The organism is Ectopseudomonas guguanensis (assembly GCF_900104265.1).
Lineage (GTDB): Bacteria > Pseudomonadota > Gammaproteobacteria > Pseudomonadales > Pseudomonadaceae > Aquipseudomonas > Aquipseudomonas guguanensis.
On sequence record NZ_FNJJ01000001.1, the window covers coordinates 238,431 to 262,098 of the forward strand.

At 63.8% G+C, this 23,668-nt stretch carries 20 protein-coding genes; 7 read left to right on the top strand and 13 right to left on the bottom strand.

Translation table 11 applies throughout. The features are described from left to right. Positions 1–19: 19 nt before the first annotated feature. A complete protein-coding gene (gene mfd, locus BLS61_RS01180; RefSeq protein ID WP_090426203.1) occupies positions 20–3,457 on the top strand; it encodes a transcription-repair coupling factor in 3,438 nt (1,145 codons plus the stop codon). Between the two features lie 11 nt (positions 3,458–3,468). After that, the gene (locus tag BLS61_RS01185) at positions 3,469–3,990 is read left to right on the top strand and encodes a CsiV family protein (RefSeq protein WP_090426206.1); all 522 of its coding nucleotides are present in this window, start codon (positions 3,469–3,471) and stop codon (positions 3,988–3,990) included. A 49-nt stretch (positions 3,991–4,039) separates the two neighbouring features. Here BLS61_RS01185 and BLS61_RS01190 read toward each other — a convergent pair whose 3' ends face one another. The 4 genes from BLS61_RS01190 to BLS61_RS01205 all read right to left on the bottom strand — a co-directional run bounded on the left by BLS61_RS01190 (position 4,040) and on the right by BLS61_RS01205 (position 7,110). Further along, complete coding sequence (locus BLS61_RS01190) at positions 4,040–4,777, bottom strand: S-methyl-5'-thioinosine phosphorylase (protein WP_090426209.1); 738 nt, start codon at positions 4,775–4,777, stop codon at positions 4,040–4,042. Positions 4,778–4,787: 10 nt separating this feature from the next. Next, positions 4,788–5,786: a beta-N-acetylhexosaminidase gene (nagZ, locus tag BLS61_RS01195; protein ID WP_090426212.1), complete on the bottom strand. Its 999-nt coding sequence runs from the start codon at positions 5,784–5,786 to the stop codon at positions 4,788–4,790. 11 nt (positions 5,787–5,797) lie between these two features. Beyond that, on the bottom strand, positions 5,798–6,325 hold the full coding sequence (locus tag BLS61_RS01200) for a L,D-transpeptidase (protein ID WP_090426215.1): 528 nt from the start codon (positions 6,323–6,325) through the stop codon (positions 5,798–5,800). A 77-nt stretch (positions 6,326–6,402) separates the two neighbouring features. Next, the gene (locus BLS61_RS01205; protein ID WP_090426218.1) at positions 6,403–7,110 is read right to left on the bottom strand and encodes a TetR/AcrR family transcriptional regulator; all 708 of its coding nucleotides are present in this window, start codon (positions 7,108–7,110) and stop codon (positions 6,403–6,405) included. A gap of 228 nt (positions 7,111–7,338) precedes the next feature. On the opposite strand from BLS61_RS01205, the gene lexA reads away from it, so the two are divergent. Both lexA and sulA read left to right on the top strand, forming a co-directional pair. Continuing rightward, positions 7,339–7,953: a transcriptional repressor LexA gene (lexA, locus tag BLS61_RS01210; protein WP_013714775.1), complete on the top strand. Its 615-nt coding sequence runs from the start codon at positions 7,339–7,341 to the stop codon at positions 7,951–7,953. Between the two features lie 9 nt (positions 7,954–7,962). Then, entirely contained in the window at positions 7,963–8,430 is a 468-nt protein-coding gene (gene sulA, locus BLS61_RS01215; protein WP_090426223.1) for an SOS-induced cell division inhibitor SulA, read from the top strand. 189 nt (positions 8,431–8,619) lie between these two features. Here the strand turns inward: sulA and BLS61_RS01220 are convergent, their stop codons facing one another. The 6 genes from BLS61_RS01220 to fadB form a co-directional block, all read right to left on the bottom strand. Beyond that, the gene (locus BLS61_RS01220; RefSeq protein WP_090426226.1) at positions 8,620–8,859 is read right to left on the bottom strand and encodes a hypothetical protein; all 240 of its coding nucleotides are present in this window, start codon (positions 8,857–8,859) and stop codon (positions 8,620–8,622) included. A gap of 81 nt (positions 8,860–8,940) precedes the next feature. Then, entirely contained in the window at positions 8,941–9,459 is a 519-nt protein-coding gene (locus BLS61_RS01225; protein ID WP_090426230.1) for a DUF6586 family protein, read from the bottom strand. 125 nt (positions 9,460–9,584) lie between these two features. Then, positions 9,585–12,191: a type I DNA topoisomerase gene (topA, locus tag BLS61_RS01230; protein ID WP_090426233.1), complete on the bottom strand. Its 2,607-nt coding sequence runs from the start codon at positions 12,189–12,191 to the stop codon at positions 9,585–9,587. A 105-nt stretch (positions 12,192–12,296) separates the two neighbouring features. After that, positions 12,297–12,539 carry a DUF1653 domain-containing protein gene (locus BLS61_RS01235; protein WP_090426236.1) on the bottom strand — a complete coding sequence of 81 codons (243 nt, stop codon included), beginning with the start codon at positions 12,537–12,539 and terminating at the stop codon, positions 12,297–12,299. A 74-nt stretch (positions 12,540–12,613) separates the two neighbouring features. Continuing rightward, positions 12,614–13,789: an acetyl-CoA C-acyltransferase FadA gene (fadA, locus tag BLS61_RS01240; protein WP_090426239.1), complete on the bottom strand. Its 1,176-nt coding sequence runs from the start codon at positions 13,787–13,789 to the stop codon at positions 12,614–12,616. Positions 13,790–13,819: 30 nt separating this feature from the next. Beyond that, positions 13,820–15,967, bottom strand: a complete 2,148-nt coding sequence (gene fadB / locus BLS61_RS01245; RefSeq protein WP_090426243.1) for a fatty acid oxidation complex subunit alpha FadB — start codon at positions 15,965–15,967, stop codon at positions 13,820–13,822. Between the two features lie 466 nt (positions 15,968–16,433). On the opposite strand from fadB, the gene BLS61_RS01255 reads away from it, so the two are divergent. Then, a complete protein-coding gene (locus BLS61_RS01255; RefSeq protein ID WP_090426247.1) occupies positions 16,434–17,255 on the top strand; it encodes a hypothetical protein in 822 nt (273 codons plus the stop codon). A 150-nt stretch (positions 17,256–17,405) separates the two neighbouring features. Further along, positions 17,406–17,855 carry a universal stress protein gene (locus tag BLS61_RS01260; RefSeq protein ID WP_090426249.1) on the top strand — a complete coding sequence of 150 codons (450 nt, stop codon included), beginning with the start codon at positions 17,406–17,408 and terminating at the stop codon, positions 17,853–17,855. An 87-nt stretch (positions 17,856–17,942) separates the two neighbouring features. Here BLS61_RS01260 and BLS61_RS01265 read toward each other — a convergent pair whose 3' ends face one another. Beyond that, the gene (locus BLS61_RS01265) at positions 17,943–18,629 is read right to left on the bottom strand and encodes a DUF6901 family protein (protein ID WP_090426251.1); all 687 of its coding nucleotides are present in this window, start codon (positions 18,627–18,629) and stop codon (positions 17,943–17,945) included. 18 nt (positions 18,630–18,647) lie between these two features. Then, positions 18,648–20,573, bottom strand: a complete 1,926-nt coding sequence (locus BLS61_RS01270) for an ATP-binding cassette domain-containing protein (RefSeq protein ID WP_090426254.1) — start codon at positions 20,571–20,573, stop codon at positions 18,648–18,650. Between the two features lie 217 nt (positions 20,574–20,790). Here BLS61_RS01270 and BLS61_RS01275 point away from each other — a divergent pair, with 217 nt between their 5' ends. Further along, positions 20,791–22,719 (top strand): transglycosylase SLT domain-containing protein, encoded by a 1,929-nt coding sequence (locus BLS61_RS01275; protein ID WP_090426257.1) that lies wholly within the window; start codon positions 20,791–20,793, stop codon positions 22,717–22,719. 100 nt (positions 22,720–22,819) lie between these two features. Here BLS61_RS01275 and BLS61_RS01280 read toward each other — a convergent pair whose 3' ends face one another. Beyond that, positions 22,820–23,626, bottom strand: coding sequence for an MOSC domain-containing protein (locus BLS61_RS01280; protein ID WP_090426260.1), 807 nt, complete (start codon positions 23,624–23,626; stop codon positions 22,820–22,822). Positions 23,627–23,668 lie beyond the last annotated feature (42 nt).

Here is a 23,668-nt window from a genome sequence, read left to right on the forward strand (position 1 = left end):
TCACGACCGTGAGCCGCCCGTGTCCGTACTGCGTCTTCCGTCTCTACCGGCCAGCGCCGGCAAACAGCAATGGGGCAACCTGCCTGGCGCCGCCCTGTCCCTGGCCATCGCCGAAGCGGCCAGCAACGCCGGGCGCTTCACCCTGGTATTGACCGAGGGCAGCCAGAGCGCCGAGCGCCTGCAGGAAGAACTGGCCTTCTTCGCCCCGGATCTGCCGGTGCTGCATTTCCCTGACTGGGAGACCCTGCCCTACGACGTCTTCTCGCCACATCAGGACATCATCTCCCAGCGTATCGCCGCGCTATATCGGCTACCGCAACTGAGCCGCGGCATTCTCGTAGTGCCGATCGCCACCGCCCTACACCGCCTGGCGCCGAAGCGCTTCCTGCTCGGCAGCAGCCTGGTGCTGGATGTAGGCCAGAAGCTGGATGTGGAGCAGATGCGCACACGTCTGGAGGCCGCCGGCTACCGCTGCGTCGACACCGTCTACGAACACGGCGAGTTCGCCGTACGCGGCGCGCTGATCGACCTCTTCCCCATGGGCAGCGAGGCGCCCTATCGCATCGACCTGTTCGATGACGAGATCGAAACCCTGCGCACCTTCGACCCGGAAAATCAGCGCTCGGTGGACAAGGTCGAGTCGATCCGTCTGCTGCCAGCGCGCGAGTTTCCGCTGGAAAAGAAGGCCGTCAGCGATTTCCGCGGGCGCTTTCGCGAGCGCTTCGACGTCGATTTTCGCCGCTGCCCTATCTATCAGGACCTATCCAGCGGCATTACTCCGGCCGGCATCGAGTACTACCTGCCGCTGTTCTTCGAGGAAACCGACACCCTGTTCGACTACCTGCCGGGCGACACCCAGGTGTTCTCCCTGCCCGGCATCGAAAAGGCCGCCGCGCAATTCTGGCTGGATGCACGCAACCGCTACGAGGACCGCCGCGTCGACCCCGAGCGCCCGCTGCTGCCACCTGCGGATATTTTCCTGCCGGTGGAGAACTGCTTCGCCCGCCTGAAAAACTGGCCGCGCGTAGTGGTCAATCAGGACGACATCGAAGCCGGTGTCGGCCAGACCCGCTTCGAGGCGCGCACCCTGCCCGACCTGGCGATCCAGGCCAAGGCCGGCGAGCCGCTGGCGGCGCTACGCCGCTTCATCGAGGAATATCAGGGGCGCGTGCTGTTCTGCGCCGAGTCGGCCGGGCGCCGCGAAGTGCTGCTGGAACTGCTCGCCCGCCTCAAGCTCAAGCCCAAAGAAGTCGACGGCTGGCCGGCGTTCGTCGAAAGCGGCGAACGCCTGAACATCTGCATCGCGCCGCTGGACGAAGGCCTGCTGCTCGACGAACTGGCGCTGGTCCCGGAAAACCCGCTGTTCGGCCAGCGCGTGATGCAGCGTCGTCGTCGCGAGAAGGGTCGCGACGGCGGCGACAACGTGATCAAGAACCTCACCGAGCTGCGCGAAGGCGCGCCGGTGGTGCATATCGATCATGGCGTCGGTCGCTACCTGGGCCTGGTGACCATGGAATTCGACGGCCAGGCCGCCGAATTCCTTGCCCTGCAGTACGCCGACGACGCCAAGCTCTACGTGCCGGTGGCCAGCCTGCACCTGATCGCCCGCTACAGCGGCAACGATGACGCCCTGGCGCCGCTGCACCGTCTCGGCTCGGAAGTCTGGCAAAAGGCCAAGCGCAAGGCCGCCGAACAGGTGCGCGACGTCGCCGCCGAACTGCTCGACATCTATGCACGCCGCGCCGCCCGCGAAGGCTTCGCCTTCCAGGACCCGGCCCTGGACTACGCCACCTTCAGCGCCGGCTTCCCCTTCGAGGAAACCCCGGATCAGCAGGCCGCCATCGACGCCGTACGCGCCGACATGCTGGCCGGCAAGCCAATGGATCGCCTGGTCTGCGGCGACGTCGGCTTCGGCAAGACCGAGGTGGCCATGCGCGCCGCCTTCATCGCCGTGCACAGCGGAAAGCAGGTGGCCGTGCTGGTGCCCACCACCCTGCTCGCCCAGCAGCACTACAACAGTTTCCGCGACCGCTTCGCCGATTGGCCGGTGAAAGTCGAGGTGATGAGCCGCTTCAAGAGCGCCAAGGAAGTCGAAGGCGCCGTGCAGCAGTTGGCCGAAGGCAAGGTGGACATCGTCATCGGCACCCACAAGCTGCTGCAGGACGACGTCAAGTTCCAAAACCTGGGCCTGGTGATCATCGACGAGGAACACCGTTTCGGCGTGCGCCAGAAGGAGCAACTCAAGGCGCTGCGTAGCGAGGTGGACATCCTCACCCTCACCGCCACGCCGATCCCACGCACCCTGAACATGGCCGTGGCCGGCATGCGCGACCTGTCGATCATCGCCACGCCACCGGCGCGACGGCTGTCGGTACGCACCTTCGTCATGGAGGAGAACAAGCCGACCATCAAGGAAGCGCTGCTGCGCGAGCTGCTGCGCGGCGGCCAGGTGTACTACCTGCACAACGACGTGAAGACCATCGAGAAATGCGCCGCCGATCTGGCCGAACTGGTGCCCGAAGCACGCATCGGCATCGGCCACGGGCAGATGCGCGAGCGCGAGCTGGAACAGGTGATGAGCGATTTCTACCACAAGCGCTTCAACGTGCTGGTGGCCTCGACCATTATCGAAACCGGCATCGACGTGCCCAGCGCCAACACCATCATCATCGAGCGCGCCGACAAGTTCGGCCTGGCCCAGCTGCATCAGCTGCGCGGCCGTGTCGGTCGCAGCCACCACCAGGCCTACGCCTACCTGCTCACCCCGCCGCGCAAGAGCATGACCGAGGATGCGCAGAAGCGCCTGGAGGCCATCGCCGGCGCGCAGGACCTGGGCGCCGGCTTCATCCTCGCCACTCACGATCTGGAAATCCGCGGCGCCGGCGAGCTGCTCGGCGATGGTCAGAGCGGGCAGATCCAGGCCGTCGGCTTCACCCTCTACATGGAAATGCTGGAAAGGGCCGTGAAGGCCATCCAGAAAGGCGAGCAGCCCAACCTCGACCAGCCGCTGGGCGGTGGCCCGGAGATCAACCTGCGCGTGCCGGCGCTGATCCCCGAGGATTACCTGCCTGACGTGCACGCGCGTCTGATCCTCTACAAGCGCATCGCCTCGGCCACCGACGAGGACGGCCTGAAAGAGCTGCAGGTGGAGATGATCGACCGCTTCGGCCTGCTGCCGGAGCCGACCAAGCACCTGATGCGCCTGACCCTGCTCAAGCTGCAGGCCGACAAGCTGGGCATCACCAAGGTGGACGCCGGCCCGCAGGGCGGCCGTATCGAGTTCGCCGCGGAAACCTGCGTCGACCCGCTGACCCTGATCAAGCTGATCCAGGCCCAGCCGAAACGCTACAAGTTCGAAGGCGCCACCGTCTTCAAGATCCAGGTGCCGATGGAGCGTGCGGAAGAGCGCTTCAATACCCTGGAAGCCCTGTTCGAGCGCCTTGCGCCCACCACCTGAAGGACTCACACATGCGCCCACTGCACCTGATCGCCCTGCTGCTCTGCCTGCTCGCACCCAGCGCCTTCGCCGAACGCCTGTACCAGGTCGAACTGCTGGTGTTCCGCCAGGCGGGAGAAGCGCTGATCGCGCCGAAGACTGCCCCGGACGACTGGGCAGGTACCGCCCTGCCGATCGCCGGCAGCGAACGCCCCACCAGCCTCGACAACGAAGCCGCCAGGCTCAATCCGGGCAACGGCTATCAGGTCCTGCTGCACAAGGCCTGGAGCCAGACGCTGAGCAGCACACCGAGTCGTGTCGCGGTGAGCAGCGGCGAGGCGCATCTTGGCCACTACCCGGTCGAAGGGACCCTCGCCTTCACCCAGGATCGCTTCGCCGACCTGGAGCTGGAGCTGTGGATCAACCGCTTCAGCGCCGACGGCCTGCTGGAGAGCAGCGAACACATGAAGGTCGCCCAGCGCCTGAAGGACAACAGCCTGACCTATCTGGATCACGGCAGCCTGGGCGCACTGGTGCGCATCAGTCCGCTTTGAACAGCAACGAAAAGGGCCGCCAAGCGGCCCTTTTCGTTGCGCTAGCAAACTAGGCGCTCAGCACGCGCGCCAGCACCGCCTTGATGGTGCCCATGCCCTGCTCCAGCACCCGTTCGATCTCTGCCATGGTGATGGGGCCACTGGTTTTACCAGCCGCCGGATTCACCACCAGGGCCAGACAGGCATAGGGCAAGGCCAACTCCCTCGCCAGCGCCGCCTCCGGCATCCCGGTCATGCCAACCAGATCGCAGCCGTCGCGCTCCATCCGCAAGATTTCCGCAGCCGTCTCCAGGCGCGGCCCCTGGGTGCAGCCATACACGCCATGACTGCTGAAGGCCGCCCCCTCGGCCTGCAGGGCGGCGATCAGGCGCGCGCGCAGCGCCTCGTCGTAGGGGTGGCTGAAATCCACGTGGGTCACATGATCCAGCTTGCCCTCGAAGAAGGTGTGCGCACGACCGGCGGTGTAATCGATGATCTGATGCGGCACGCAGAAGTGGCCTGCCCCCATCGCCGCATGGATACCGCCCACCGCGTTGACTGCCACTATCGCCCGTGCTCCGGCCTGCTTCAGCGCCCAGAGGTTGGCGCGGTAATTCACCTGATGCGGCGCGATCCGATGCGGCTGGCCGTGACGCGCGAGAAACAGCACGTCGCGGCCGGCGTACCCGCCGCGCAGGATGTCGGCCGAGGGCGCGCCATAGGGCGTATCCAGCGTCAGCGCCTGGTGAATCTCCAGGCCTTCGAGCTGCGTCAGGCCGGTACCACCGATGATGGCATGAACAGTCACAAGTCGATCCTCAGTCGAGCAGTTGTGCAGCCCTCAACGCCGCCACCGCCGTCGACCAGCGCGGCGCCTGGCGATACTCCGTGCAGGCATGACCCCGTCCACGCATACGCTGCAGGCGCTCGGCCGGCCTGACCTGCAGGCGCTGCAGTGCGCTCAGGGCCAGCTCGGCCGAAGCGCGATCGTTGCACACCAGGCCCATGTCGCAGCCTGCGGCAAGCGCGGCCTCGATACGCTTGCCGGCATCGCCGACCACATGGGCACCGGCCATGGACAGGTCGTCGCTGAAGATCACGCCGTCGAAACCCAGCTCGCCACGCAGGATGTCCTGCAACCAGCGACGCGAGAATCCCGCCGGCTGTTCATCGACCTGCGGGTAGATGACGTGGGCCGGCATCACGGCGTCGAGTTCGTTCGCCAGGCGCTTGAATGGCTGCATGTCGCAGGCGCGGATTTCATCGAGGCTGCGCTCGTCGACCGGGATGGCGACATGAGAGTCCGCCTCGGCCCAACCGTGCCCGGGAAAATGCTTGCCGGTGGCGGCCATACCGGCCTGATGCATGCCGCGAATGAAGGCGGCGGCCAACGCGGTGGCGCGCTGCGGATCACCCTCGAAGGCGCGGCTGCCAACCACCGCACTGCGCTGATGATCGAGATCCAGCACTGGTGCGAAGCTGAGGTCCAGGCCTACCGCGAGCACCTCGGTAGCCATCAGCCAGCCACAATGCTCGGCCAGCTCCTCGGCATTGTCGTTATCGGCAATCGCGCGCATCGCCGGCAGCCGCAAAAAGCCCTGGCGCAGACGCTGCACCCGCCCGCCTTCCTGATCCACCGCCAGCAGCAGGTCCGGGCGCACGGCACGAATGCTCTGACAGAACTCGCGCACCTGGCGCGGTGATTCGATATTGCGAGCGAAGATGATCAGGCCGCCCACCTCGGGCTGGCGCAGCATCTGGCGATCCTCGGCGGTCAGCCAGATGCCGGCGATGTCCATCATCAAAGAGCCTTGCATGAACCTATTCCTTATTTGAAAACCGGGTTGGCAGCCCATTGCGGGCAAGGCGCCTCGTCGATGCGCACCCTGCAGTGCGCAGGCACACGGTCGAAGAGCGCCAGCATGTCGTCGTTACGCAAACGAATGCAGCCATGGGACAGCGGCTGGCCCATGGGTTCCGTGTCCGGCGTGCCGTGCAGGTAGATGTAGCGACGGAAGGTGTCGACCTCCCCCAGGCGATTGCGCCCGGCTTCGAGGCCGCTCAACCAGAGAATGCGGGTCAGGATCCAGTCGCGCCCGGGAAACTGCTCGTGCAGCTGCGGCGACCAGACCTCACCGGTCCAGCGTCGACCACGCAGCACGGCAGCCAGCGGCAGCCCGGCGCCGATCTTCGCACGCACCTGGTGCAGCCCACGCGGCGTGCAGCCCGAGCCATTGCGCTCGCCCGCACCGTTGCGCGCGGTGGATACGGGCAAGCGAACCTTCAGTTGCCCCGCGCTGAAGCCGTAGAGCATCTGATCGGCAATGGAGATATGGAGTAAATCGAGATCGGACATGGGCCGCTAGCTTAGCAGGCCGCCGAAAAACTACCTACGCTGGCAATCGTGACGAAACCGGGCACAGCTTCCGCCGCTCAGGCCTTGGGCGCAGTGCTTGGCGCCTTGCTTCGCGGCTTGAGCTGCGCGCCGGCCAGCGCCGGGTCGTTGACCCCGGTTTCCGAGCGCATGCCGGCAGCGAGGAAGGGCACCATCATGCGCATTACCTGCTCGATCGAGGTGTTGACGCCGAAATCGGTCTCGGCCATTGCGCGCAGCGCCTTGATACCGGACATGCTGAACGCCGCGGCACCGAGCATGAAGTGCACACGCCAGAACAGCTCCAGTGGCGGAATACGCGGCGCCGCCTCGTGCACCAGCAGCATGTAGCGGCGGAACACCTTGCCGTAGACTTCTTCCAGGTATTTGCGCAGGTGGCCCTGGCTCTGGCTGAAGGCCAGCCCCAGCAGACGCATGAAGATGGACAAATCGTTGCCGCTGCGTGGCTTCACGGCCAGCGCCTGCTCCACCAGCAGCTCGAGCAGCTCCTCGAGGGTAGCCTGGGTTTCAGCCTTGGCCTGGCGGCGATCGAGTTCCTTTTCCAGGCTGGCACAGAAGGGCCCGAGGAAACGCGAGAAGACCGCCTGGATCAGCGCCTTCTTCGAGCCGAAGTGATAGTTGACGGCTGCCAGGTTGACACCTGCCTTGCTGGTGATCAGCCGCAGCGAGGTCTCGGCGAAGCCCTTTTCCGCGAACAGCTGTTCCGCAGCATCGAGAATGCGTTCAACGGTTTCCGACTGAGCCATGAGTTATCACCTGACAAACACTTGTTTGAAACATACGTTTCAGCTCATCGAATTGTCAAGCCGCGCAAGCCGTGTTTTGGCCGGCGGGTCACAGCTTACAACAAGCGAAGACGCACGTTGCCGCAAGCAGGTTACAAGCCAGGCGGCAAGCAGGAAAAATTTGGGCGTTGCCAAGCCGTGCTTACTGTATATAATCCCAGTCACTGTATAAAAAGACAGAGCCCCGCCATGCTGAAACTGACGCCACGCCAAGCCGAGATTCTCGCCTTCATCAAACGCTGCCTGGAAGACAACGGCTACCCGCCCACGCGGGCTGAAATCGCCCAGGAGCTGGGCTTCAAATCGCCCAACGCGGCAGAAGAACACCTCAAGGCCCTGGCGCGCAAAGGGGCCATCGAAATGACCCCGGGCGCTTCGCGCGGCATTCGCATCCCCGGCTTCGAAGCTGGCGCTGCGAACGAGGACGAAGGCCTGCCGGTGATCGGCCGTGTCGCCGCCGGTGCTCCGATTCTTGCCCAGCAGCATGTCGAGGAATCCTGCCAGATCAACCCGGCGTTCTTTCAACCCAAGGCCGACTATCTCCTGCGCGTACGCGGCATGAGCATGAAGGACATCGGCATCTTCGACGGTGATCTGCTCGCCGTGCATACCACCCGCGAAGCACGCAATGGCCAGATCGTCGTCGCCCGCATCGATGACGAGGTCACGGTCAAGCGCTTCAAGCGCGAGGGCAACAAGGTCTGGCTGATAGCCGAGAACCCCGAGTTCGCTCCGATCGAAGTGGATCTGGAACACCAGGATCTGGTTATCGAAGGTTTGAGTGTCGGTGTAATACGCCGCTGAGGAAACGCCATGCAAGTGCAGCAGTCGTTCGAGCGCCCACAACTCCCACTTTTCGACGCCTTCCTGGGAGCCTCAGGCACGCCCCTGGTTACGGATGACGTCGCTCGCAGCGAGGATGATCAGGCATTCAGCGAACTGGCTCTGCGTGGCGCCGCCGGCCACTGCCTGCACCTGCTGGCACCTATCCTGCGTGAGCTGAGCCAGAATCAGGACGCGCGCTGGCTGACCCTGGTGGCGCCGCCTGCGAGCCTGACCCAGGCCTGGCTTCGCGATGCCGGCCTGAACCGCGAGCGCATCCTACTGCTGCATCCGCGACAGGGGCAAAGCGCCCTGCAGCTGGCGGAAGAAGCGCTCAAGCTGGGGCGCAGCCATACGGTGATCAGCTGGCTGCACCCGGTCGAGCGCGGCACGCGCCAACGCCTGGCACAGGCCGCCGTTAGCGGTGCCGCGCAGAGCCTGAATATCAGCCTGGGCTGAGCAGGCTACAGGCTACAGGCTACAGGCTACAGGCTACAGGCTACAGGCTACAGGCTACAAAAGCGTCCGGCCGGACGACGATTCGTCAATGACGTGGTTCATAAACGCGCCCCAATGAAAAACCCCTCATATTCGAGGGGCTTTTCGTTCCTGCCTGCAGCTTGTGGCCTGCAGCCTGCGGCTGATCCTTCAATGCAGGACTCGCGGTCCTTCATCTTCTTCGCTGCTGAAATCACCCTCGGCCATGCGACCGGCCATCTGCACCCCGACATTGAGCATGGCCTTGGCCACCTCGATGTGCTGGCCCTGCAAAAACGCCTTGGCATCAGCGGAGAAGTCCAGGGTCACCAGCGCCTCTTCATCCTCTGCGCGGCGCAGGGCAATACGCCCATCGGGCAGTTCGACGATTTCCAGAAAGGATGTAGGCATTGGCTCAGTCTCTGTGCGAAAACACGACATTGTAACAGTCAGTCAGGCTCATCCCCAGCCCACTGGTCCAGTTGAACGCAATCAGCACTCGCTGAGGCCTTCACGGAAACGCAATACCAAGGCCTTGAGTTGCTGACGCCAGGCATCGACATCATCGAAGCTCAGTTCAACGGGCTCTTCGCCAACGCTGACGGCCGTGATCAGCGGCATCGAGGGGTCGACCTTGGCCTTGCGCTCCTCGCGCGGCGGCTGAAACAACGCGGCATAAGCGGCCAGCAACTCGGCCAGCCAGGTTTCACGCTGCTGCGCCAGCTCCACCAGCTCGGCCAGTTCCGGGCTGGGCGCGCCCTCGAGCACCGCCTGCTGCACGAACGCCTCGACCCGTGAAGGCGCTGCGTCATTCATGCGGTAGTAGCCGGCGATCTCGTGACACAGCCCGAGCAGCCCACCGTACAGATGAAACAGTGCGGCCTCGCGCTCGGCCTGTACCAGTGCCTGTACGTTGAACGCGGAGGACGCCTCGGCCTTGCGCCAGTTATCCAGTGCGATACCGGCGAAGAAGATCTTCTGATTGGTGCGGGTATAGATTTCTTTAGCCATTGCGGCGACCTCCACAGCTGATCGGGTCATGATACGCGCGCCGGCCGTAGCCGGACGCGCATCTCGTCAGCCCTCCTGACCTTGTGATCTGGCAAGCCAGAGCCGGGCCTGTTAGACGTCAGGCCTTAGCGCTTGTCCTCGACCTTCCACTTGCCACCATCGTAGAACGCACGCCAGCCGGTCGGCTTGCCATCGACCTCGGACTGCACGTACTGCTCCTTGGTCTTGCGGCTGTAGCGGATCACCGCCGGACGACCGTCCGGGTCCTTCTGCGGCGCATCGCAGAGGAAGTGATACTTGGGGTCGATCTCGTGCTTGTGCGGGATGATCTCCAGCACCAGCGGCGCGCGCGTCTCACGATTCTTCGGGAACTGGCTGGCCGCGAGGAACAGGCCCGACGCACCGTCACGCAGCACGTAGGTGTCGTCCACTTTCTCGCACCTGAGCTCGGGCATGTCCACCTTGTCCATCTTCGGCGGCGCCGCCTCGCCATTTTTCAACAGCTTGCGGGTGTTCTTGCAGCTCGGGTTGGTGCAACCGAAGAACTTGCCGAAGCGGCCGGTCTTGAGCTGCATTTCGCTGCCGCACTTGTCGCATTCCAGGCTCGGGCCTTCGTAACCCTTGATGCGGTACTGCCCCCGCTCGATCTCGTAGCCGGTGCAGTCCGGGTTGTTGCCGCAGATATGCAGCTTGCGGGTTTCGTCCAGCAGGTAGGCATCCATGGCTGTGGAGCAGATCGGGCAGCGATGCTTGCCGAGCAGCACGCGGGATTCGGACTCGCCCTCGTCGTCGGCGGCGATTTCGTCGCCCGGCACCAGGTTGATGGTGGCCTTGCAGCGTTCCTTCGGCGGCAGCGCATAGCCGGAGCAACCTAGGAACACGCCGGTGGAGGCGGTACGAATCATCATCGGCCGGCCGCACTCGCGGCAGGGAATGTCGGTCAGGGTCGGCTGGTTGGCGCGCATGCCGCCCTCGCCTGCCTCGGCGGCTTCGAGCTTCTTCTTGAAGTCGCCGTAGAACTCGTCGAGCAGATGCTTCCACTCGCGCTCGCCCTGGGCCACGTCGTCGAGATGCTCTTCCATGGTGGCGGTGAAGCCGTAGTCCATCAGGTTGGCGAAGCTCTCGTCGAGACGCTCGGTGACGATGTCGCCCATCTTCTCGGCGTAGAAGCGGCGGTTATGCACCGTGACGTAGCCACGATCCTGAATGGTGGAGATGATCGCCGCGTAGGTGGAGGGGCGGCCGATGCCACGCTTTTCCAGCTCCTTGACCAGGCTGGCTTCGGAGTAGCGCGCCGGCGGTTTGGTGAAGTGCTGGCTGGGGTCGAGCTGGATCAGCTTGAGGCCCTCGCCCTCCTTCATTTCCGGCAGGACGTCGTCCTCGCCCGGCTTGCTCTGCTGCGGCAGCACACGGGTGTAACCGTCGAACTTGAGGATGCGGCCCTTGGCACGCAGCTCGAAGGCGCCGGCAGCCACGGTGACGCTGGTGGACAGGTACTCGGCCGGCGGCATCTGGCAGGCGACGAACTGGCGCCAGATCAGGTCGTACAGACGCTCGGCGTCACGCTCCATACCCGATAGCTGGGCCGGACGCAGGTTGACATCGGACGGACGAATCGCTTCGTGCGCCTCCTGAGCGCCTTCCTTGCTCGAATACAGGTTGGGCTTGCCCGGAAGGTACTTGTCGCCGTACTCGCTGCCGATAAAGCCGCGCACCATCTCAACCGCGTCGTTCGACAGGTTGGTCGAGTCGGTACGCATATAGGTGATGTAGCCGGCCTCGTACAGCCGCTGGGCCATCATCATGGTCTTCTTCACGCCGAAGCCCAGGCGGTTGCTCGCCGCCTGCTGCAGGGTGGAAGTGATGAAGGGAGCCGACGGCTTGCTGCTGGTCGGGCGGTCTTCGCGCTTGACCACGCTGTAGCTGGAGGCCTTGAGCTTCTCCAGCGCGGCCATGGCCTGAGCTTCATTGACCGGTTTGAACGCCGCACCGCCCTCGCGCACCACCTCGAAACGCACCTTGGCGTTCTTCGCGGTACCGAGATCGGCGTGCACTTCCCAGTATTCTTCAGGGACGAAGGCACGGATTTCCTTCTCGCGCTCGACCACCAGCTTCACCGCCACCGACTGCACGCGGCCGGCGGACAGGCCGCGGGCGATCTTGGCCCACAGCAGCGGCGAGACCATGTAGCCCACCACGCGGTCGAGGAAGCGCCGCGCCTGCTGGGCGTTGACGCGGTTGATATCCAGCTCGCCGGGCTTGGAGAAGGCTTCCTGGATCGCCTTCTTGGTGATCTCGTTGAACACCACGCGCTTGTAGCGGCTGTCGTCGCCGCCGATGGATTCGCGCAGGTGCCAGGCAATGGCCTCCCCTTCGCGGTCCAAGTCGGTTGCGAGATAGATGGTGTCGGCATCCTTGGCCAGACGGCGTAGTTCCTCGATCACCTTTTCCTTGCCGGGCAGGATCTCGTACTTGGCCTTCCAGCCGTGCTCGGGGTCGACGCCCATGCGCGCGAACAGCTGACGTTTGGCCTTTTCCTTGGGCGACAGCGCAGGCGCCTCGGCGGCGGCCTTGCCGCGCTTGGCAGGCTCCTTGGTGGCGCTTGCCGAGCCGCTGGTAGGCAGGTCACGGATATGGCCGATGCTCGACTTCACCACGTACTGGCTGCCCAGATACTTGTTGATGGTCTTGGCCTTGGCCGGGGATTCCACGATGACCAGCGATTTGCCCATGGATCAGAGAATTCCTAAAAATGCGAAATATAGAAGGCTGGGAGCCTTGAGGCCCCGCTATATATAGTGGCGACCAAGCGAAGGTCAAGCGTAGGGGCCGTGCAGTCAGACTTCAGAACCACCGATAGGGCTGACTTCGGCCTGAATCAAAGCAAAGCGTGGAACGCGCCTGCCGTCCACCTCGATCTCTTCGCAGAACATGCTCAGCGGCCGCACCCACAGGCCGAACTCGCCGTAAAGGGCCTGATAGACCACCACCTCTTCCTCGCTCTCGGAATGGCGCGCCACGCCGAATACGCGGTATTGCGGGCCCTTGTAGTGGCGATAGAGTCCTGGCTGCAGTTGCATGAGAGGTTCCCGAATTGAAAAGCCGTAAAAAGCAAAACCGGGGCACTGGGCCCCGGTTTGTTGTCCACTGACGCTTAAACGCGTTCGAAGACGGTGGTGATGCCTTGGCCAAGGCCCACGCACATGGTGGAGACACCGAGGGTGCCACCGTTCTGCTTCATGACGTTGAGCAGGGTACCGGAGATACGGGCACCGGAACAACCGAAGGGGTGACCCAGGGCGATGGCGCCGCCGTGCAGGTTGACCTTCTCTTCCATCTTGTCGAGCAGTTTCAGGTCCTTCAGTACCGGCAGGGCCTGGGCAGCGAAGGCTTCGTTGAGCTCGACAAAATCGATGTCGGCCATGGTCAGACCGGCGCGCTTGAGCGCCTTCTGAGTGGACGGCACCGGGCCATAACCCATGATCGCCGGATCGACACCGGCCACGGCCATGGCGCGAACCACGGCCATCGGGGCGATACCCAGATCCTGAGCGCGCTGGGCGCTCATGACGATCATGCAGGAAGCACCGTCGGTGATCTGCGAGGAGGTACCCGCAGTCACGGTGCCGCCTTTCGGGTTGAAGGCAGGCTTGAGGTTGGCCAGGCTCTCCAGGGTGGTTTCCGGACGAATGGTTTCGTCGTAGTCGAAGACCTTCAGGAAACCGTTCTCGTCGTAGCCCTGCATCGGGATGATTTCATCCTTGAACTTGCCTTCGACGGTAGCCTTGTGCGCCAGACGGTGCGAACGCTCACCGAAGGCGTCCTGCTGCTCGCGGCTGATGCCGTGCATCTTGCCCAGCATTTCGGCGGTCAGGCCCATCATGCCGGACGCCTTGGCGGCGTACAGCGACAGGTGCGGGTTCGGGTCGACGCCATGCATCATGCCGACGTGGCCCATGTGCTCCACACCGCCGACGACGAACACGTCGCCGTTGCCGGTCTGGATCGCCTGCACGGCAGTGTGCAGGGCGCTCATGGACGAACCGCACAGACGGCTGACGGTCTGGCCGGCGCTGGTGTGCGGGATCTGGGTCATCAGCGACGCCATGCGCGCGATGTTCCAGCCCTGCTCCAGGGTCTGGTTGACGCAGCCCCAGATCACGTCCTCGACTTCCGCCGGGTCGATCTTGGAATTGCGCTCCAGCACTTTGCTGATCAGGTGCGCGGACATGGTCTCGGCACGGGTGTTGCGGTGCATGCCGCCCTTGGAACGACCCATCGGGGTACGACCGAAGTCGACGATCACTGCATCTCTAGGATTCAGGCTCATATATTCACTCTCGCTCTGTTCGCTGCGCGATTAACCGAAGAACTTCTGGCCCTTGGCGGCCATTTCGCGAAGTTTGGCGGTCGGGTGGTACAGGGCGCCCAGCTCGGCGTACTTGTCGGCCAGGGCGACGAACTCGGCCACACCGATCGAATCGATGTAGCGCAGTGCACCGCCACGGAAGGGAGGGAAGCCGATGCCGTAGATCAGGCCCATATCGGCCTCTGCTGCGGTGTCGACGATGCCGTCTTCCAGGCAACGAACGGTTTCCAGGCACAGCGGGATCATCATGAAGTTGATGATGTCCTCGTCGGTCAGCTCGCGCTGTTCCTTGACGATGGCCTTGAGGATTTCATAGGCCTCGGGATCGGAGACCTTCTTCGGCTTGCCGCGCTTGTCGGTCTCGTAGGCGTAGAAGCCCTTGCCATTTTTCTGACCCAGGCGGTTGGCCTCGTACATCACGTCGACGGCGGTCTTGCCTTCCACGGCCATGCGGTCCGGGAAGCCTTCGGCCATCACGTCACGGCCGTGGTGACCGGTGTCGATGCCGACCACGTCGGAGAGGTAGGCCGGGCCCATGGGCCAGCCGAACTTCTCCATGATCTTGTCGATGCGCACGAAGTCGACGCCGAATTCCAGCAGCTTGGCGAAACCGCCGAAGTACGGGAACAACACACGGTTGACCAGGAAGCCCGGGCAGTCGTTGACCACGATCGGGTTCTTGCCCATCTTCTTGGCGTAAGCAACGGTGGTGGCCACGGCCACTTCGCTGGATTTCTCGCCACGGATGACTTCCACCAGCGGCATCATGTGCACCGGGTTGAAGAAGTGCATGCCGACGAAGTTCTCGGGACGCTTGAGCGCCTGTGCCAGGTAGCTGATGGAAATCGTCGAGGTGTTGGAGGCGATGATCGCGTCCTCACGCACCTGACCTTCCACTTCGGCCAGCACGGCGTGCTTGACCTTCGGGTTTTCGACCACGGCCTCGACCACGATGTCGACGTTGCCGAAATCACCGTAGGACATGGTCGGACGGATGGCGTTGAGCGCTTCGGCCATCTTCGCCGGGGTCATGCGGCCCTTCTCGACGCGCTTGCCGAGCAGCTTGGAGGCCTCGTTCAAGCCCATCTGGATACCCTCTTCGCGGATATCCTTCATCAGGATCGGGGTGCCCTTGGAGGCCGACTGGTAGGCGATACCGCCACCCATGATGCCGGCGCCGAGCACGGCGGCCAGTTTCACGTCACGGGCGATCTCGTCGTGCTTCTTGGCCTTCTTCTTCAACTCCTGATCGTTCAGGAACAGGCCGATCAGGCTCGCGGCGACCGAGGTCTTGGCCAGCTTGACGAAGCCGGCGGCCTCGACTTCCAGCGCCTTGTCACGACCGAAGTTGGCGGCCTTCTGGATGGTCTTGATGGCTTCGACCGGAGCCGGGTAGTTGGGGCCGGCCTGACCTGCCACGAAACCCTTGGCGGTCTCGAAGCACATCATCTGCTCGATGGCGTTGAGCTTGAGCTTTTCCAGCTTGGGCTGACGCTTGGCCTTGTAGTCCAGCTCGCCGGAGATGGCGCGCTTGACCAGATCGAGAGCCGCATCCTTGAGTTTTTCAGGCGCCACAACGGCGTCCACGGCGCCGACTTTCAGAGCGTCGGCAGCCTTGCTTTCCTTACCGGAAGCGATCCACTCGACAGCGTTGTCGGTACCGATCAGGCGCGGCAGGCGCACGGTGCCGCCGAAGCCCGGGTAGATGCCCAGCTTGACTTCCGGCAGGCCAACCTTGGCGGTCTCGGCCGCTACGCGGTAGTCGGCAGCCAGGCACATTTCCAGACCGCCACCCAGGGCGATGCCGTTGATGGCGACGACGGTCGGTACGGCAAGGTCTTCGAAATCGCTGAAAATCTTGTTGGCTTCCAGGTTGCCAGCCACCAGCTCTTCGTCGGGCAGTTTGAAGTTGTCGACGAATTCGGTGATATCGGCACCGACGATGAACACGTCCTTGCCACTGGTGACAATCACGCCCTTGATCGAACCGTCAGCCTTGATCGCGTCGACGGCGGCGCGCAGCTCGTTGAGGGTAAGACGGTTGAATTTGTTGACGGACTCACCCTTGAGGTCGAAATTCAATTCGACGATGCCGCTCTCAAGAGCCTTAACCGTGATGGCTTTACCTTCGTAAATCATCAACTGATCTCCACGGTATGGAAGCTGAACAGTACACATCGGAGCCAACCGGCAGGCCAGCCCACGGCACAGCCGTCGAGCATAGCTCCAATCGGTACGACACACCCACCGACGCGATATTCGGGCTGTAGTGGCGCGCCTGACCAGGCAAACGCTCAATTCATACGCCCGTTTGATTTGGGTATGCACACCTTCGGGGAAAAGCCTGCGCTTGTCAATTGGCCTGTTTTCGTCGATTTCTCGACGAATTCTCCAGGCCCGGTCATCCGCGGCCTCCAGCGATTTTCGATAAACCGCGTCAATATCGCGCCATTGCGCGCTTTTCCCGGCCGCTGCCGGCGTGCCCGAGTCCCTAGCCAAACGCCCGAGCTGCGGGTACAGTCGTCTCACTTTCGGCTGGCACAGGGCCATCCGCGAGCATTAAAAAAACAAATCGAGCCCCACGACGGGCCACACGGAGTTGCCAATGTCGAGCCGCCGTTCGCTTGCATTTTCCCTGAGCGCCCTGCTCGTATTTCTCTTCACCCTGCTCCCCTCCTCCCTGCTCAGCGCCGCGCCGGCCGACGATCTGCTGCGCCTGCACCAGCTGCGCCTGGCAGCCCAGAAAAGCCTGGGCGACTTCTACATGTACAACGGCATGGAAGGCGACCAGCGCTATGCGCGGATGATCGGTGAGTCCCTGCAGGAGGGCCAGGCGCGTCTCGATAGCCTCGGCGAAATGCCCGGCGATGCGAGCAAGGCGCTGCGAGCGCAGCTGCAAACCAGTTGGCAGAGTTATCGCAGCGGCCTCCAGGCCCTGATGGACGCCATGCGCAAGCAGGGCTATACCGACCTGCAGCCTGTCGCCGACCTGGCCGATCACAACCAGCGTCTCATGGCCATTAGTCAGGAGCTGTATCAGAAGATTCAGCAGGAAAGCGGTTTCAGCGTGCCGCCGCTGACCCAGAAGAGCCGCGAACAAAGCCTGCTGATGCAAAACATCGCACTGGACTATGCTTCCCGCAGCGCATCGGTCGGCACCAGCTTCTTCGGCGGCGGTGAAGAACGCGCCATGGACGTGCTGGTCGGTGATTTCGCCAGCAAGCTCGGCAGCCTCAGTGCCGCACAGCAGAACACGCCGCAGATCACGGCTGCACTGAGCGCCATCGAAACCAAGTGGCGCTACATCGAGAAGTCGCTGCGCAACTACAACGAGAACACCGTACCCTTTCTCGTCAGCAAGTATTCCGACAGCATCATCGAAGGCCTGGAAGGCGTGTCTGCCCAGTACGCCGCCAACCAACAGTGATGCTTTATGTTTCCGGCCTGCCTGGCCTGTCCCCGCCCGGTGCTCGCACCGGGCTTTTCTTTGTCCGGATGATGACAACAGGCCCCTTATCGTGCACAACGGGGCCATACTTGCTGCATAGCCATTTGCCCCTTCGAGGAGGAGTCAACCATGCCCTACCAGCACATTCTGGTCGCCGTCGACCTGACCGACGAATGCGACCCCGTAGTGGTCCGTGCGCAGAAGCTGGCCAAGGCCAGTGGTGCCAGGATGTCTCTGGTGCATATCGTCGAGCCCATGGCCATGGCATTCGGCGGTGACGTGCCGATGGACCTGTCGATGCTGCAGCAACAGCAGTTCGAACAGGCGCGTGAACGCCTGGACAGCTTTACCGGCAAGTACCCGGAGCTCAGCGCGGACCAGCGCCACCTGGCCTACGGGCAGCCACGCCAGGAAATCCACCGCCTCGCCGAAGAACAGGGTTGCGACCTGATCGTGGTCGGCAGCCATGGCCGGCACGGTCTCGCGCTGCTACTGGGCTCCACCGCCAATGACGTGCTGCATGGCGCGCCCTGCGACGTGCTCGCCGTGCGCCTGAAGAAAGGCGAAAAAGGCGCTTGAGATCGCGTCGCGGCTGAAGCCCCTCCCACAGTAGCCGCGTTGGCTCTGCCCGTGGGAGGCGCTTCAGCGGCGAGCTTGGCTTCGGCCTTACTCGAACGACTCGCCCGCGCTCATCACCAGCGGGCGAATCTTCTGCAACTGGGTTTCCAGTGACACCGTCATGCTCGACGACATCGAGAAGAAGGTGAGAAACGCCTTGAGATTGGAGTCGCCCTCACAGGTGTCGTGAATGCGCTGCCAGAACGCCTGGTTGACCAGCTTGAGCTGCTGGAACAGACGCACCAGGCCCTTGAGCTCCCAGTCGGCCAGGCGCCCCTCGCGCATGTTGAAATACTGCCGCGTCAGGTACAGCGACACCGCACGCAGAATGAACTCCTGATTGTTGGCAAAGGGCAGGTGATGCTGCGCCATGGGCTTCAGACGCGCCAGCACCGGGCAGGCGCTGGTGGCCATGATCACGCCCAGCAGCGCGCGCAAGCCCTCCTCCAGCCCGACCTGCTTGGTGTACTCGCGCTCCGGCGTACGTACCCAGACGCTGACCTTCTTGAACGCGGGCAGGCCGCGGAAATCCTCGATCACCCGATGCAGATCGACTGCAGCCGGGCAGTGGCTGAACTGATCACGGCTCAGTGGGCAATTGCTGCATTGCTGATGCCCGAGACGGGTCCAGGCCGGCGCCTGTTGCGCTACGGCCACGTCGTATTCCCGGTTCAGCTCGATCCGGTAGCTGAACTGATGATTGTCGTCGAGAGTGATGCGGTACTCGATGGCCATAGCTCGTTCGTTCCTTCGTCAGCCTTCCAGCTCTGCCCAGCGCTCGAGCAACTCGTCCATTTCCTTTTGCAAGCTCTCGAGACGCGCCAATACCTGCGTGGTGACCTGCACCGGCTGCTGATAGAAGGCAGGGTCGGATACCTGCTCCTGTACCGCTGCCATTTCCTGTTCCAGGGCGTCGATACGCCCGGGAATGGCTTCCAGCTCACGCTGCAGCTTGTAGCTTAGTTTCTTCTTCGCCGGTTCGACGCCCTCCTGCACCGGCGCTGCGGCGACCGGAGCTGGCGCTTCGACGATGGCAGTGGCCAGTTCGGCCTTGCCGGACTTGCTTTCACCCACACCCAGCAGGCGTGGCGAGCCGCCCTGACGCAGCCAGTCCTGATAACCGCCGACGTATTCACGCACCCTGCCCTCACCCTCGAACACCAGGGTGCTGGTCACCACGTTATCGAGGAAGGCACGGTCGTGGCTGACCATCAGCACGGTGCCGGGGAAGCCAAGCAGCACTTCTTCGAGCAGTTCCAGGGTTTCCACGTCCAGGTCGTTGGTCGGTTCGTCCAGCACCAGCAGGTTGGCCGGCTTGCTGAACAGCTTGGCGAGCAACAGCCGTGCCCGTTCGCCACCTGACAGCGCCTTGACCGGCGTACGAGCCCGTTGCGGACTGAACAGGAAGTCCCCGAGATAGCTCAGCACATGACGGTTCTGGCCATCGATGGTGATGAAGTCGCGGCCTTCGGCGACGTTGTCGATCACCGTCTTCTCCGGCTCGAGCTGGTGACGCAATTGGTCGAAATACGCCACTTCCAGCTTGGTGCCGACCTCGATGCTGCCGCTGGTGGGCTGCAGATCGCCGAGCAACAACTTGAGCAGCGTGGTCTTGCCGGTACCGTTGGCGCCCAGCAGACCGATGCGGTCGCCGCGTTGCAGGACCATGGAGAAGTCCTTGACCAGGAACGGTCCGCCGGCATGGGCAAAGCTGACGTTCTCCGCCACCATCACCTGCTTGCCGGACTTGTCCGCGGTCTCCAGCTGGATATTCGCCTTGCCCTGGCGCTCGCGACGCTCGGCACGCTCGGCACGCATCGCCTTGAGCGCCCGCACGCGGCCTTCGTTACGGGTGCGACGGGCCTTGATGCCCTGGCGAATCCACACCTCCTCCTGGGCCAGGCGCTTGTCGAACAGCGCATTGGCGGTTTCCTCGGCCGCCAGTTGCTGCTCCTTGTGCACCAGAAAGCTGGCGTAGTCACCGTTCCAGTCGATCAGGCCGCCGCGGTCCAGTTCAAGGATGCGCGTGGCCAGGTTCTGCAGGAAGGAACGGTCGTGGGTGATGAACAGCACGGCGCCGCCGAACTCCTTCAGCGCCTCTTCCAGCCAGGCGATGGCGCCGATGTCCAGGTGGTTGGTGGGCTCGTCGAGCAGCAGCAGATCCGGCTCGGACACCAGCGCCTGGGCCAGCAGCACGCGGCGGCGCCAGCCACCGGAGAGCTCGGCCAGGGTCTTGTCGGCAGGCAGCTGCAGGCGACTCAGGGTGCTGTCGACCAGTTGCTGCAGGCGCCAGCCATCCTTGGCTTCCAGCTCCTGCTGCACGTGCATCAGTTGCTCGAGATCGTCGTCGCCGTGGATGTTCTGCGCCAGGTGGTGATAGCGCGCCAGCAGCTCACCGACGCCGGCCAGCCCCTCGGCGACCACGTCGAACACCGTGCGCTCGTCGGCGCGCGGCAACTCCTGCGGCAATTCGCCGATCTTCAGCCCCGGGGCGCGCCAGATCTCGCCGTCGTCGGGCATCTGATCGCCCTTGACCAGGCGCAGCATGCTCGACTTGCCGGTGCCGTTGCGGCCGATGATGCACACCCGCTCGCCCCGGGCGATCTGCCAGGACACCCCGTCGAGCAGGGGCATGGCGCCATAGGCGAGGGATACGTCGGCGAACTTGAGCAGGGTCATGGGCATCTCCAGAAACAGGCCGCGCATTCTACCCGAGTTGCGCGCCGGGGGTGGCAGGCGTGGTGAAGGTGCTCTGCCAAGGCCTGCACGTGCATTTTTGCGGCATGTGTCCAACTGCCCGGGCGGCATTCACCGCGCCCCGATGAAACGCTAAGCTAGAGGTATGCAACGACACGGATCGTGTTGCCCCTTACCCCTGCTTGCCCCTGGAAATGCCATGCGCAGTCGCTTTCTCTCTGTAGTTTCCTGTCTGATTCTCACCGCCACCGGCATCGCCAGCGTCGAAGCCGCCAGCCTCACCCAGCAGCGCCAGTACTACGATGAGGCCAAGCGCGCCCTGGCCAAGGGCGATAGCGGCCCTTACCGCCAGTACGCCAGCGCGCTGCGCGATTACCCGCTGACGCCCTATCTGGCCTATGACGAACTGACCAATCGACTCAAGTCGGCGAGCAATGCCGAGATCGAGAAGTTCCTCGCCGAACATGGCGACCTGCCCCAGGCCAGCTGGATGAAACTGCGCTGGCTGCGCTGGCTGGCCGAGCGCGGCGACTGGAAGCCGTTCCTCGATCACTACGACCCGGCGCTCAACTTCACCGAACTGGACTGCCTGTACGGCCAGTACCAGCTGAGCCACGGCCTGACCGCCGAAGGCAATGCCACCGCCGAGAAGCTCTGGCTGGTGGGCAAATCCCAGCCCAATGCCTGCGACCCGCTGTTCGAGCGCTGGGCCGCCAATGGTCAGCTCACCGAGCAGCGCCGCTGGCAGCGCACCAAGCTGGCCGTGGAGGCCGGCAATTACGGCCTGGCCAACTTCCTGATCAAAAGCATGCCGACGCTCGGCGAACGCGGCAGGCTGATGGTCGAGGTCGCGCAGAAACCGCAACTGTTGAAGAACACCGCACGCTTCACTCCCGCCGACGACGCCATGAGCGATGTAGTCGGCTTCGGCCTGCGCCGCCTGGCCCGGCAGAACCCCGAAGATGCCCTGGCCCTGCTCGAGGGCTATGCCCAGCGCATGAAGTTCTCTGCCGACGAACAGGTCGCCATCGCCCGCCAGATCGGCCTGCGCCTGGCACAACGCTTCGACTTGCGCGGCCTGCAGGTCATGGACAAGTACGATCCGCAGCTGCGCGACAACACCGTCAGCGAGTGGCGTGCACGCCTGCTGCTGCGCCACGGCCGCTGGGAAGAGGCTTACCAGCTGACCCAGCGCATGCCGTCCGACCTGGCCAGCAGCAACCGCTGGCGCTACTGGAACGCGCGCAGCCTGCAGCTGGCACAACCCAACAGCCAGCAGCCGGCAGTGCTGTTCCAGGCCCTGGCCAAGGAGCGTGATTTCTACGGTTTCATGGCCGCCGATCAGGTCAAGGCACCCTACCAGTTGAACAACCAGCCGCTGGCCCTGGACCCCAAGGTGGTGCAGAAGGTGCGCAATACCGCAGGCATCAAGCGCGCCCTGGAATTCCATGCCCGCGGCCAGATCGTCGACGGTCGCCGCGAGTGGTATCACGTCAGCCGTCTGTTCAGCCGTGACGAGCTGGTGGCCCAGGCGCGCCTGGCCTACGAGATGGAATGGTATTTCCCGGCCATCCGCACCATCAGCCAGGCCCAGTATTGGGACGATCTGGAAGTGCGCTTCCCCATGGCTCACCGCGACCAGCTGGTGCGCGAGGCCAAGCGTCGCGACCTGCACTCGAGCTGGGTATTCGCCATCACCCGCCAGGAAAGCGCCTTCATGGCCGACGCCCGCTCGCATGCCGGCGCCATGGGCCTGATGCAGCTGATGCCGGCAACCGCCAAGGAAACCGCGCGCAAGTTCGGCATCCCCCTGGCATCGCCTCAGCACGCGCTCAACCCGGACACCAACATCCAGCTGGGCGCCGCCTACCTCAGCCAGGTATACGGCCAGTTCAACGGCAATCGCGTGCTCGCCTCGGCCGCCTACAACGCCGGTCCGGGCCGTGTACGCCAGTGGCTGCGCGGCGCCAATCACCTGAGCTACGACGTCTGGGTGGAGAACATTCCGTTCGACGAAACCCGCCAGTACGTACAGAACGTGCTGTCCTACTCGGTGATCTACGGCCAGAAGCTCGGCGCACCGCACCCGCTGGTGGCCTGGAACGAACGATTCTTCGACGATCAATAAAGCGGCTGCAGGCTGCAGGCTGCAGGCTGCAGGCTGCAGGCTGCAGGCGATCAGGATGCCGTTTTTTCCTGAAGCCTGCGGCCTGTAGCCTCGAGCCGCTCTATTCCAGCACTTCCACCGTCATACCCAGCTGCAGCTCGCCAACGCCGCGCGGCAGCAGGTTCTGCCCGAAGAACACGTCACCCTCGCGTTCGCGATAGGTCTTGAGCGTGGCCAGGGGTTCACGCTGGGCGTCACGCTCGCCGGTCTGCGGGTCGATGGTGGTGAGAATGCAGCGTGAACAGCCCTTGGCCACCTCGAACTCGACCTCGCCGATACGGATGCGCTTCCAGCCATCCTCAGCATAAGGCTCGCTGCCGGTGACCACCAGATTGGGACGGAAACGCAGCATGGACAGGGGCTGCCCGACACGTTGCGAGAGATCGTCCAGCGATGCCTGGCCGATCAGCAGCAGCGGGAATCCATCGGCGAAGGCCACGCGGTCACCCGGCTGGGCATAGGCGGTGTCGACCTGGCGGGCACGTTCCTCGGGTACCTGAACCAGACGGCAGGCCTTGCCCAGCAGATCGCTGAGCCACTGCGCCGCCTCTTCGCCGGCATCCGGCACGCGCAGGCTGTCACGCCAGACGATCACCCCGCGCAGGTCCTGTTCGGGATCGGGCAAGGCAACGGCCAGATCGGCGCGGCCCGGCGCGCTCAGGGTCAAGCCGCCGCGTGCATCGTAGCGGGCGCTGAGCTGGCTCATCTGCGGCAGCAGACGCTGGGTGATGAAACGCCCGTTGTCGGCGTCGACCAGCATCCAGCGTCGGTCGCCATGCAGGCCCAGGCCATCGACCGCACTGCGCTGCAGCGCCTCGCCACGGCCGGACTTGAGCGGATAACGATAAAGCCCCGAAAGACTCGGCATGGGTCGGTTTCCTGTTGGCAAAACGCCGTTATACGAGCTCGC